This window comes from Brevibacterium sp. LAARM3_SD1 (assembly GCF_057364765.1).
In genome coordinates this window covers 23,774-35,778 of the sequence record NZ_JBNFOL010000007.1, presented here as the reverse complement: position 1 = coordinate 35,778, position 12,005 = coordinate 23,774, and the positions used below count along the sequence as shown (strand labels likewise).

9 protein-coding genes are annotated in these 12,005 nt (G+C 65.1%); 6 read left to right on the top strand and 3 right to left on the bottom strand.

The window, feature by feature from the left end:
- Nucleotides 1-22 precede the first annotated feature (22 nt).
- The 3 genes from AC2W7L_RS05820 to AC2W7L_RS05810 all read right to left on the bottom strand — a co-directional run bounded on the left by AC2W7L_RS05820 (nucleotide 23) and on the right by AC2W7L_RS05810 (nucleotide 3,455).
- Nucleotides 23-1,906, bottom strand: coding sequence for a DUF3556 domain-containing protein (locus tag AC2W7L_RS05820; protein WP_486003668.1), 1,884 nt, complete (start codon nucleotides 1,904-1,906; stop codon nucleotides 23-25).
- Between the two features lie 254 nt (nucleotides 1,907-2,160).
- Nucleotides 2,161-2,403 carry a helix-turn-helix domain-containing protein gene (locus AC2W7L_RS05815; RefSeq protein WP_486003759.1) on the bottom strand — a complete coding sequence of 81 codons (243 nt, stop codon included), beginning with the start codon at nucleotides 2,401-2,403 and terminating at the stop codon, nucleotides 2,161-2,163.
- A 5-nt stretch (nucleotides 2,404-2,408) separates the two neighbouring features.
- Nucleotides 2,409-3,455: an RsbRD N-terminal domain-containing protein gene (locus AC2W7L_RS05810; RefSeq protein WP_486003667.1), complete on the bottom strand. Its 1,047-nt coding sequence runs from the start codon at nucleotides 3,453-3,455 to the stop codon at nucleotides 2,409-2,411.
- Between the two features lie 147 nt (nucleotides 3,456-3,602).
- Between AC2W7L_RS05810 and AC2W7L_RS05805 the strand changes: the two genes are divergently transcribed.
- From AC2W7L_RS05805 to AC2W7L_RS05780, 6 genes are all read left to right on the top strand, one after another.
- Nucleotides 3,603-5,201, top strand: coding sequence for a class I adenylate-forming enzyme family protein (locus tag AC2W7L_RS05805; protein ID WP_486003666.1), 1,599 nt, complete (start codon nucleotides 3,603-3,605; stop codon nucleotides 5,199-5,201).
- Between the two features lie 184 nt (nucleotides 5,202-5,385).
- Nucleotides 5,386-6,657, top strand: coding sequence for an imidazolonepropionase (gene hutI / locus AC2W7L_RS05800; protein ID WP_486003665.1), 1,272 nt, complete (start codon nucleotides 5,386-5,388; stop codon nucleotides 6,655-6,657).
- A 93-nt stretch (nucleotides 6,658-6,750) separates the two neighbouring features.
- The gene (hutH, locus tag AC2W7L_RS05795; protein WP_486003664.1) at nucleotides 6,751-8,427 is read left to right on the top strand and encodes a histidine ammonia-lyase; all 1,677 of its coding nucleotides are present in this window, start codon (nucleotides 6,751-6,753) and stop codon (nucleotides 8,425-8,427) included.
- 110 nt (nucleotides 8,428-8,537) lie between these two features.
- Nucleotides 8,538-9,806: an allantoate amidohydrolase gene (locus AC2W7L_RS05790; protein WP_486003663.1), complete on the top strand. Its 1,269-nt coding sequence runs from the start codon at nucleotides 8,538-8,540 to the stop codon at nucleotides 9,804-9,806.
- Nucleotides 9,803-11,197, top strand: a complete 1,395-nt coding sequence (locus AC2W7L_RS05785; RefSeq protein WP_486003662.1) for a formimidoylglutamate deiminase — start codon at nucleotides 9,803-9,805, stop codon at nucleotides 11,195-11,197. The genes AC2W7L_RS05790 and AC2W7L_RS05785 overlap by 4 nt, the downstream gene beginning before the upstream one ends.
- A gap of 61 nt (nucleotides 11,198-11,258) precedes the next feature.
- Nucleotides 11,259-12,002 (top strand): IclR family transcriptional regulator, encoded by a 744-nt coding sequence (locus AC2W7L_RS05780; protein ID WP_039211444.1) that lies wholly within the window; start codon nucleotides 11,259-11,261, stop codon nucleotides 12,000-12,002.
- Nucleotides 12,003-12,005: the final 3 nt, after the last annotated feature.

The window sequence follows — 12,005 nt, the reverse complement described above, 5'->3', positions numbered from 1 at the left end:
CTGTGTGTGTCGTCAGTCGGCATCAGCCGTTGTGGTCGACAATCCGGGACTTACCGGCCGCCTCGGCGGTGGAGGCCACGCTTCCACGGTCCTGACTCGGTTGCTCGGCCAACCGCTCGGAAGCGGGGGTGTAGTGCGGATCGCGCCAGGCGACATTGACAGGGATTGGGCCGTTGGGCAGCCAGGGCTGCTCGGCGACTGCATCGGCGACCTTCCAAGTGCCGCGCTCTACGATACCCACGGCCGCGTCGATGACCATGTACTCCTGTGTATTCTTGTGGATCGGCTGCGACTCGACCCAGGCGACGATGAATTCGCCGGGCTTAAAGTGGCAGCGACGCTGAAGTTCGGCGATCATGTGGTGGTTGTGCAGATGGCCGTCGCCGAAGTTGAACCCGACGAGTGAGTTGCAGGCGAATTCAGCCTCACGCACGGTGGCCCGGTCGATGTCAGTGACGTGGGTGTAGAGCAGAGACAGTAAGCCGCGTCCCTGGCTGTGCATCGACCTCCAACCGAGCGTCTGTTGGACGGTGAGCTCAGCGGCTTCCTGGGGAAAGCCCATCTGCTGCAGCTGGTTGACTTGGTTCCTCGTCGGACGGGTGACGACTTCGAGCTTCTCCTCGGCGCCGGGTTGGAAGGCCCATAGGGCCGACGCCCAGTTTCCTGCGTATTGACGCATCGACGGAGTAAACGCGACGAGGTCGGGGCGCAGGTTGCCAAGCACGGGGAAGAAGAACAGGCCGGCCAAGGACACGACGACCAGCCACGGTGAGGAGGCGTCGTAGATGCTGTAGCCGTCGGCGTTGGGGAATCCGATGAAGAGGAATCCGGCAGTGTAGGCAAATAGCAGGTTCCATTCCAGCGGCACCGCGAGCGGGAAGGTCGCGGTGATGAAGAGATGGAAGCAGACCATCAGGCCAGCGGCGACGAGCGCGACAGTGAAGTTCGTGGTGAACAGCAGAATGATCGGCGTTGCAATCTCGACGAGCGTGCCCAGACCGTGACCGACGCTCACACCCAGTTTTCCGGGACGGACGTCCTCAGGGAAGTTACGGTAGTGCATGCGCTTGATCAGTTTGGATGGGACGATCGGTGCATTTGAGAGCATCGGAGGGATGACGAATGCGAAGTGCTTTCCAAACTTCGAGATACCGGCACCGATCCAGACGGAGACGATGAGCAGCTTGAGCATGATGATCATGTCGACGAAGCCTCCGGGCAGCAGCGGCACGAGTGCGAATATGAGCACTGCGGGGCCGTACTGTTCGGCACGGGCAGCGATGAAGATGACTTTGTCGCGCAGGCCGACGAGGGCCAGCAGAACCAGCGGCGCGATCATCATTACAGGTGAGACGAGGTTGCCGAAGCCCTCGGGGTAGTTCGATGCCACCGTGGCACCGGGTGAACCGGGCATGACGATCGGTACGAAAGTCGCCACGAGCAACAGAGCATAGAGCACGACATCGACGATGGTGCGGTTGAAGCCGTTGGTACCCGGGACTTTGCCTGGCCACGGCGGCATTCGGATGGTGCCCGGACGCAGCCAGAACAGATACCCCCCGGTCATCGGCTTGAATTTACCGGCTAGCGGTCCCCACGATCCGGCGAGGCCGATGGTCTCGAGCAGCAGTGTCCACAGCACGAGCTTCTGATAGACGATCGGTTCGTTCCACCAGTCGGCCACATGCCAGGGAGCGCCGAGGCCGGAGGTCAGCGTCGCGAGGGTGACGCCGAGTCCGATGTAGAGTACGGCGAGCTTCATAATGTAGATACAGTGAAAGAGGAGTGGGGAGCCGAAGCCGTAGTCGACCCAGTGGAGGACGACGGCGCGGATCCGATCAGACAGCGGTTGCGACTGGAATGTCTCCATGTCGACCGGAGGGGCGACGGGAGTTGAGAACCCCATGGCGCTTCCTTTCTCGGCAGGTGCCCGACTCCTATGTCGGACAGTGGACCTAAGCCCAGACTAGGAATCGCGTGACCCGGATCCCATGGATTCTCAGCCGAATGTGCGTGAAGGATTTGTACTCCCGGTACAACTCGCGCCTCACCCCAAGATCCGAGCACCGAATGTTGCTTGAGCAGGAGCCAGCGTGCAGGGGCAGCGCTTCTATTTTGCCTCCCGTGATGTCCGGCTCGGTGAGCCGAGTACCTAGACCGTCACCCGTCGGCTCCATAGAGATAATGGTGCGCGTGCAGAGCGGCCTCGATATTGAAGCGGTTCTCTGCCAACCTCGTTCCGAGGGCTGCTTCGGCAATTTCGACTCGATACCGGATCGAGTTCTTGTGCATGGTCATTGCGGCCGCCGTTGCCGTGTAGCTGAGCTCATGACTCAGAAAAGCTGAGAGTGTATCCCGGTGTCGGGCATTTGCCTCGGTGTCGTCGGTCAGTGGGCCGAGCACCGATCTCACCCATGCTCGGGCGCCTCGATATCGTGGGCCAGCAGTGACGTTACGGCCATTCCCGGGTCATCGTGCGATCTCAGTTCGGCTGGAGCGCGTCCGGCGATGCAGACGCGCTGCACGCGTTCAGCCTCCTGATGAGAGAGGCGGAAGCCGTCAGACAAGGCGTGCGCTGAGCCGATTGCCAAGTGGATCGAATCCGAAGGCGGAACGCATCGGCGAAGTGAGTCGTCATAATTCCAGTCGGTTGGCACCGGCAGCCATCCCCAGGCCGTGTCCTGGTCCCGGCCGATGATGAGACACGTGCGGTGTGATCCGAGGGCAGCAGCGAGGTCTCTGATCGCAGTCGTGAACCGACCCAACTGGCCGTTTGAATCGGGAGTCGAGTGATGGGTCCATGCGATGACCGCGACATGGCGACCACCGAGGCTGTAGCCGAGAATTCGCTCGGCCGCAGCGACGTCGATGTTCTCACCGGCGATGATTCGCCTTACCTGGGTCGCCCTGGCCGTTGTGCGATTAGCCAGCCACGATTCTCGTTCCTGTTCGTAGAGTTCCGCGACTCGCTGCGAAATCCAATCGATGTATTCGGATACCTCGTCGACGAGGTGCTGGAAGACCGCTGAGACGAGTTGGGTCGGCAGGTCCTCGTCCTCGATGACGAAGTCGTAGGCGCTCTGGAGCAATCTCTGCTGCCCCAAACGATAGGCTCTGACCAATGCATTGACGGAGATTCCGCGCTGGGCCAGCCGTCTGGCGTATTCGAATGCGGCGGTCGGCGGTTCGAGGTTGTCCGAGGAGATACCGTGCTGAAGCGCGTGGAGGATCGTCTCGATATTTCCCGCGATGCTTGCACTGAGGAGATCGAGGAGAGCCGGTTCGGCGCCGAGCTCGGTGATCTTCGTTGCCAGATAGTCGTAGACCCGTCGCGTGAGCTCGGGACTGTGCGGGGTCATTCCCGCTGCGATCCGCGAAACGTAGGTTCGCACCTCAACGGTTGAGCTGTCGGCCTTCGACCCGTCATTGGGAGGCCAGAGCAGATGATCGACCATGTGTGCACAGTACCGCCGATTGCAGACAGTGAGGACGGCTGGGCCGACGAAAGCGCAGGCTACGTTTGTATCATTGACCGAAACGTCGATCGTGGTTTGGTCACCGCGCCTAGTGAACGGGCAGAGACGCGTGGCTAGAGTGACGCCATGATCACTTCGAATTCTGTCACTGTCGACAAGGACGTCACTGAGAGCGCGGATCGCCGTGGCCGTGCTCGGCTAGGGGCTCCGGAATCCTTCACTTATCCCGTCACTGAGGTGGTTGGGCTGCCCAAAGCCCGCGCCGGATCCAACCCCCACGGACCCTCCCTCAGTTGGCCTGGAGGCAGCTTCGACAATGCGGAGTTCGCCGCGGCCGTCGCTGGCACTGCCCACGTTCTGCGTTCGCGATTCGGAGTCGCTCGCGGTTCGGTCGTAGGCGTCCTGCTGCGCAATGTCCCCGAAATCATCACCACAATGTTCGCCACCTGGTCTCTCGGTGCCGGGCTCACCCCGATCAACCCTGCGCTCACTGACGACGAGGTGGTCTTTCAGCTTGATGACTCCGGCTGTTCCCTGCTGGTAGGGGACTCTCGCGCCGAAGGGCTTGCTGAGGGACGCGGGATCGGTTTCCTCCCAGCGACCGACGAGTGCTTCCGCGGTGACATCGGTACCCGGCGAGACGTGGGGTCCCGTGAAAGTAACTCTTCGGACAGTTCTTGTGACGTCCGTGATGATGACGTTGCGCTAATCGTCTACACCTCTGGGACGACAGGCAAGCCTAAGGGTTGTGTTTTGGAGCAGTCGAACATCGCAGCAATGGTGTGGTCGATTCTCAACGCTCTCGACTTCGGTGAGAACGCTCGCAGCCTGCTGGTCCTTCCGCTCTTCCACTGCAATGGTCTGCTTGCGGGAACGGTCTCACCTCTGATGCTCGGCGGCAGCGTCCATATCATCCCGAAATTCGATCCTGAGTCCTTCTGGGACGTCGTAGAGGAGGAACGTCCCAGCTACTTCTCCGCTGTGCCGACGATCTTCTCGATCCTCGAAGCGACAACGACTCGAGAAGTCGATGCGAGCTCTCTGCGCTTCGCTATCTGCGGTGCTGCCCCGATGTCCCCAGACGCCATCACCCGGTTCGAGACCCGATTCGACGTCGACATGGTCGAAGGATATGGCCTGTCGGAATGCTCAGTATGCGCCACGATCAATCGGAACGACGGCACGAGCAAGCCAGGAACCGTCGGACCGGCACTGCCAGGACTGGAGGTAGGGGTCATCGACCCCGGAGGCCAACTGCTCGACCCCGGAAGCGTCGGAGAGGTCGTGATTGCCGGGAAGACGGTGATGCGCGGATACCTCAACCGGCCGGAGGCCACTGCAGAGGTGATTAAGGACGGGTGGCTGCACACCGGGGATGTCGGGTATCTCGATGAGGACGGCTTCCTCGTCCTCGTCGATCGGATCAAAGACCTCATCATCCGTGGTGGAGAGAACATCTACCCCAAAGAAATCGAGGACGCCCTTCTCAGCCATGATCAGGTCGTCGAAGCGGCCGTGGTCGGGGAACCTGATGAGAAGTACGGTGAGATCGTCATCGCCCATGTCGCTTTGCGTGGCGAGGCGACCACCGCCGAGGAAGAGCTGCTGTCCTTCCTCAGTTCATGCCTGGCCCGCTACAAACTGCCCGCGTCGATCCACCTGCGTGAGAGTCTGCCGAAGAACTCGGTGGGGAAGATCGTCAAAGGCGAACTCCGAATGGGTTGATAGGTCGATGCCCTGAGAGCCGCGAGCGGTCCCACTGTGCCCGCCGTCGACGGCGCGGGCACGCGAGGACCCAGTCCGCTGTTGTCCGAAATATCGGACGATTATTTGCCGAGGCGGTTCTGCCCTGCCATGGGGCGGTCCATACTGGGACTGAACAACTCTCGATCGGAAAGGGCCGACCGTCATGCAGCTCCTCACCGGGATCAGCGAATTGGTCGTCAACGACCTCGACCGCCTCGGCGAACTCGAGGTCATCACCGATGCCGCACTGCTCATCGACAACGGCCGAGTCGTCTGGTCCGGACCGTCCGCTGAGGCGGACACCGCGCTGGAGAACCACCGCGGTGAGGAACTGTCACAGGCCGTCAACGACGACGACATCGTCAACGGGGAAGTCACCTCGGCGAATGATCTCGCCGGCCTCGAGACGATCGACCTCGGCGGGAAAGCCGTCATCCCCGGCTTCGTCGACAGCCACAACCACCTCATCTTCGCCGGCGACCGGTCCGAGGAGTTCGCCGCCCGCATGGCCGGGCAGAAGTACTCGGCTGGAGGCATCGCCACCACCGTCGCCGCCACCCGCGCAGCCACCGAGGCCGAGCTCGAAGCCAACCTCGTCCACCTTCTCGACCAGGCGAAACGACAGGGAACGACGACCTTCGAGGTCAAGTCCGGCTACGGACTGACCGTGCCCGATGAGATCCAGGCGCTCGACATCATCAACCGGCACACCGAGGAATCGACGCTCATCGCCGCGCACGTCGTCCCGCCCGAGTTCAAGGACGAACCGGAACGCTACGTCGACCTCGTCATCGACGAGATCATCCCGGCCGCCGAAGGCAAGGCGAAGTGGATCGACGTGTTCTGCGAAACCGGGGCCTTCACCGAGGACCAGACCCGGCGGATCATCGAGGCAGGCAAGGCCGCCGGCATGAAACCGCGGCTGCACGCGAACCAGCTCACCGAAGGCGGGGCGCTCAAGCTCGGCGCCGAACTCGGCTGCGTCTCCGTCGACCATGCGACCTTCGCCTCCGATGAGGACTTGAAGATCCTCGCCGAGGCGGGCACCGTGGTGACCCTGCTGCCGAGCATAGAATTCTCCACCCGCCAGCCCTACCCCGACGCCCGCCGCTACGTCGACGCCGGAGTCTCGCTGGCCATCGCCACCGATTGCAACCCGGGCTCCGGATTCTCCAACAGCGTGCCCTTCGCCATCGCCATCGGCGTGCGCGATATGCACTTCACCGTGGAACAGGCAGTGTGGGCAGCGACCGCGGGAGGGGCCAACGCCCTGCAGCGCACCGACGTCGGACACCTCGGAGTCGGAGCCCGCGCCGACCTCGCCATCCTCGACGCACCCAGCTACCGGCACCTGGCCTACCGGCCCGGCGTCCAACTGGTCGAACGCGTCTACTCCGCCGGCGAACTCATCGTCGACAACCGCCCCAGCAACTGACCCACCGCGCTCCGGTGCCCTCGCGCGCCGGCATCCGCGAACACGACCGAAGACGACATCTTTATCCAAGACGCACTCACAGAAAGGCACCCGATGACTGACTTCATCGACCTCGACCCCGATACGCTGACCTTCGCCGAGGTGGTCGACGTCGCCCGCAACGACGCGAAGGTCTCCCTGTCCGAAGCCACCCTGGCCCGGGTGAACAAGTACCGGGAGGCCATTGACGCCCTCGCTCAGGCGGAGAAGCCCGTCTACGGAGTCTCGACCGGATTCGGCGCGCTCGCGCAGCGCCACATCCCCGCCGAACTGCGCACCCAGCTGCAGAAGTCCCTCATCCGCTCCCACGCCGCCGGAGTCGGCGAACCCGTCGAACGCGAGGTCGTGCGCGCCCTCATGCTGCTGCGCGCCCGCACCCTGGCCACCGGTCGGGCCGGCGTCCGCGCCGAAGTCCTCCAGACCTATGTCGACCTGCTCAACGCCGGAATCACCCCGGTCGTCCACGAGTACGGATCACTCGGCTGCTCCGGTGACCTCGCACCACTGTCGGCATGCGCACTCGTCGTCATGGGCGAAGGCGTGGCCGAGGGGCCCGACGGAGTGGCCGGGCCCGCCGATGAGATCCTCGCGAAGGCCGGAATCACCCCGGTCACCCTGGCCGAGAAGGAAGGCCTCGCGCTCGTCAACGGCACCGACGGCATGCTGGGCATGCTCATCATGGCCCTGACCGACTTGGAGAACCTGCTCACCGCCGTCGACGTGTCCGCGGCCATGAGCATCGAAGGACTCTTCGGCACCGACGCCGTCTTCGCCCCCGAACTCCACTACGCGCTGCGCCCCCACGACGGTCAGGCCGCCTCGGCTGCGAACATGCTCGCCTCGCTCAAGGACTCGGGCATCACCGCCAGCCACCGCGACTCCACCCACCTCGTCCAGGACGCGTACTCGATGCGCTGTGCCCCGCAGGTCAACGGCGCCGCGCGTGACGCCGTCGCCTTCGCCACCCAGGTCGCCGAACGCGAGCTGCGCGCCGCCATCGACAACCCGGTCGTGCTCACGAACGGAATGGTGTCCTCGAACGGCAACTTCCACGGAGCGCCCCTGGCCCATGCCCTGGACTTCCTCGCCATCGTCGCCGCGGACGTCGCCTCGATGTCCGAGCGCCGCACCGACCGGATGATGGATGTTGCCCGCAATCAGAACCTCACCCCGTTCCTCGCCGATGATGCCGGCGTCGACTCGGGCCTGATGATCGCCCACTACACGCAGGCGGCCATGGTCTCCGAGGCCAAGCGGGGCGCGACACCGGCCTCGGTCGACTCGATCCCGTCCTCGGCCATGCAGGAAGACCACGTGTCCATGGGGTGGTCGGCCGCTCGCAAACTGCGCAAGGTCGTCGACAACCTCGCCTCCGTCGTCGGCATCGAACTCTACGCAGCTTCCCGTGCCTGCGATATGCGCGACGCCGCACCGGCACCGGTGACCGGAGCCGTGATCGCGAAGATCCGTGAGACCGTTCCCGGACCAGGCCCTGACCGGTTCCTCTCGCCCGAACTCGCCGAGACCATCGCGAAGGTCAAGGACGGAACGCTGGTCGCAACCGCCGAGTCGGTCGCACCGCTGACCCACACCGTCACCTCCGCCGCCGGAACCTGGCAGCCGGAAGACGGCGGACCGGCCGTCAACGATCCCGAGTTCACTGCGCTGGGCAACCTCGAAGCCGCCGCCGAGGCTTCGGGCACCTCAGCAGCCACCACCCACCAGGACTGACACCGGGCAGGGGCCGGTCTCGCACAGTCGTCTGCCCCGCCCCGCGGCTCGTCCGCACCGGAGCCGGCCATCGACCGGCCCCGACCGATTTCGAACGGAGTGAACTGACAATGAGCGATGTCGTCTCGCTGCTGAGCCAGATCGAGGACACCGGCCGCGACACCCGCGGTCCGGGCTACCAGCGGCCCGGATTCTCGGACACCGAACGGGACCTGCGTGAGTGGTTCCTCGCCGAGGCGGCCCGCCGCGGTCTCGATACCGAGATCGATGCCAACGGCATCACCTGGGCATGGGGCACCCCGCCTGGTGACAATGCCGTGGTCACCGGTTCCCACCTCGACTCCGTGCCCGGCGGCGGCGAGTTCGACGGCCCCCTCGGCGTCGCCTCGGCGCTGGCGGCCTTCGACGTTCTCAAGGACTCCGGCGCACTCCAACAGTCCACCCGGCCCTTCGGGCTGGCCGTGTTCCCCGAGGAAGAAGGTTCACGCTTCGGCGTCGCCTGCCTCGGTTCGCGGCTGCTCACCGGTGCCATCGACGCTGACCGTGCACTCGGTCTCAAGGACGCCGCCGGTGAATCCTTCGCCGACGTCGCCCGTGGCTATGGCCTCGATCCGGATCGGATCGGGCGTGACCAGTCTCGGCTGGCCGGAATCGGTTCCTTCATCGAACTCCATGTCGAACAGGGCATCGGTCTGGCAGGCACCGATCAGGCCGTCGCCATCGGCTCCTCGATCATCGGCCACGGTCGCTGGCACTTCGCCTTCTCCGGCCAGGGCAACCATGCCGGGACGACGCCGATGAGCCATCGCGCCGACCCGGTGGTCGCAGCTTCCCGCGTGATCGGGGATATCCCGACCCTAGCGGCCGCCACTGACGCGACTGCCGTGGCGACCGTGGGGCGCACTCTCATCCACCCGGGCGGGACGAACGTCATTGCCTCGTCCATGAGCTTCTGGGTCGACATCCGCCACCCTGACGACGCGGTCGTCAAGCAGGTGCTCGAGGCGATCAGCCACCGCGCCCAGGACCATGGCTCCGATTCAGGTGTCGAGGTGACGATCTCGCAGGAGTCCTACTCGCCGACGACTCACTTCACCGCCGATCTCAACTCCCGCTTGACCTCGGTGCTGCCGGACGCACCGCTGCTGCCCTCGGGCGCCGGCCACGATGCGGGCATCCTCGCACCCCATGTGCCTTCGGCGATGCTCTACGTCCGCAACCCGACCGGCGTCTCCCACGCTCCCGAAGAGGCCTGCGAGGTCGACGACCAGAGGGCCGGAGTCGATGCGCTCGTCAAGGTGCTCGCCCGCGAACTCGGCATCGAAAATGCCCTTGCCGACGACAGGACCGGGGGCCCGACGACAGGAGGTGCGCAATGAGCACCCGCTACTGGTGCGAATCCGCCTGGATCGACGGAGCTGTCGCCTGCGGAGTCCTGCTGAGCGCCGACGACACCGGAACACTCACCGCCGTCGAGACGGGGATCGATCCCGCGCCGCCCGACGCCGAAGCCGTGCACGGATTCGCCCTGCCCGGCGCAGTCAATGCGCACTCCCACGCCTTCCACCGGATGCTGCGTGGACGCACTCATGGTGACGGCGGCACGTTCTGGACCTGGCGCGAAGTCATGTACTCCGTCGCCGCGAAACTCGACCCTCAGTCCTATGAGACCGTGGCGCGCGCAGTGTTCGCCGAGATGCTCGCCGGCGGCTACACCTCGGTGGGCGAATTCCACTACGTCCACCACGCGCAGGACGGAACGCCGTACGGCACCGAGCGTCCCGCGGGACGCGAGCGACGATGCCGGACTCCGCGCCCACGCGATGGAACGAGCGCTGGCACGGGCGGCCGCCTCGGCGGGGATCCGGCCATCCGACTGCTCGACACCTGCTATCTCACCGGCGGCATCGACGCCGAACTCTCGGCCGAACAGTCCCGATTCGGCGACGGCACGATCGACGGATACATGGACCGGCACGCCGGCCTGATCGACACCTTTGCCGACGAATTTCCGGTCAACGCTCCAGGCGAGAGCTTCGTCCACGTCGGTGCCGCGATCCATTCGATTCGCGCGGTCCCGGCGGCGAATCTCCAGCGGTTCACCGAACTGTCCGGACCTGTGCACGTGCATCTATCCGAACAGACAGCCGAAAATGACGCCTCACAGGCAGCGTACGGGGCCAGCCCCACCGAGGTGCTCGCCCGCTCGGGCGTCGTCGACGACCGGCTCTCGGCCGTCCACGCCACTCACCTGAGCGAGGAGGACATCGCGATCCTCGCAGGCGCCCGGTCGACGATCGTCATGTGCCCGTGCACCGAGGCGGACCTCGCCGACGGCATCGGACCGGCCCGGGAGCTCGCCGACGCCGGAGCCGTGATCTCGCTCGGCTCTGACCAGCACGTCGTCCTCGACGCTCTGCGCGAGACCCAGGGACTCGACGCGGGGGAGCGGCTGCGCTCCGGCCAGCGCGGACGGTTCTCACCGGCCGAACTCATCACCGCGCTCACCGAAGGCGGGGCACGCAGCCTCGACCTCTCGGTCGGTTCCCTCGAGGTCGGGAAGGCGTGTGACTTCGTGGCTCTGCGCACCGACAGCATGCGAACCATGGGGTCGCTGGACGAGCAGATCATCCTCACGGCCAGCGCGAGCGATGTGCATCTGACCGTCAGCGGCGGGAAGGTCCGCGTGCGCGACGGAGTGCACACCGAGCTCGGCGATATCGCCGAACTCTACGCGAAGGCTTTCGCCGCGTTGGAGATGGAGGGCTGAGTCGTGGCTGAGGTCGTCGGAGCGTGCGCACCCGAGGGTGCCGGGATCGGAGGTGCAGAGCGTGGCTGAGGTTCCCGCACTGCGGCGGGCGATTGCGATCCTGCGGCATATGGCCTCGTCGAACCGATCGATCACGGCCGGCGCCCTGGTCCGGTCGCTCGAGATCCCGCGGTCGAGTGCGTATGACATCCTCGCCGTGTTGGAGGAGCTCGGGCTCGTGGCGCGCACCGAATCCGGGTATGTGCTCGGAGCCGGCGTGCACGAGCTCGGGGCGTCCTACCTGCGGACGAACCCCCTGCAGCGGTTGGCGCAGCCGATCGTCCGGCAGCTCGCCGAGGATACTGCGACGACTGCGCAGTTGGCCGTGATCCGCGGCTGGGAGACGGAGTACGTGCTCAAGGAGCAGTCCCTGAAATCCGTCGCGGTCATCACCGCCACCGGTGTGCGCATGCCCAGCTACCTCACGGCGACTGGGCGGGCGATCCTCGCTCAGCTGCCGAAATCTGAGGTGCTCGCGATGCTGCAGTCAGAGACCGAGTTCGTTACGCGCACGGGCAAGGGCCCGACCTCGGTGAAAGCGCTCAACGCGGTGCTCGCTCAGGAGCGACGGACCGGCACCGCGATCGAACACGGCGAAGTCACGCCCGGGATCTCGACGCTCGCGGCACCGGTGTTCGACGTGTTGGGTCGCCCGATCGCGGCCATCGGCCTCTCGTTCGTCACCGAGACCCTGCCCGAGGACACCGATCCGATCGTCGACCAGGTCAAGGCCGCCGCCGCCGAGGTGACCGCCAAGCTGCGGTGAATG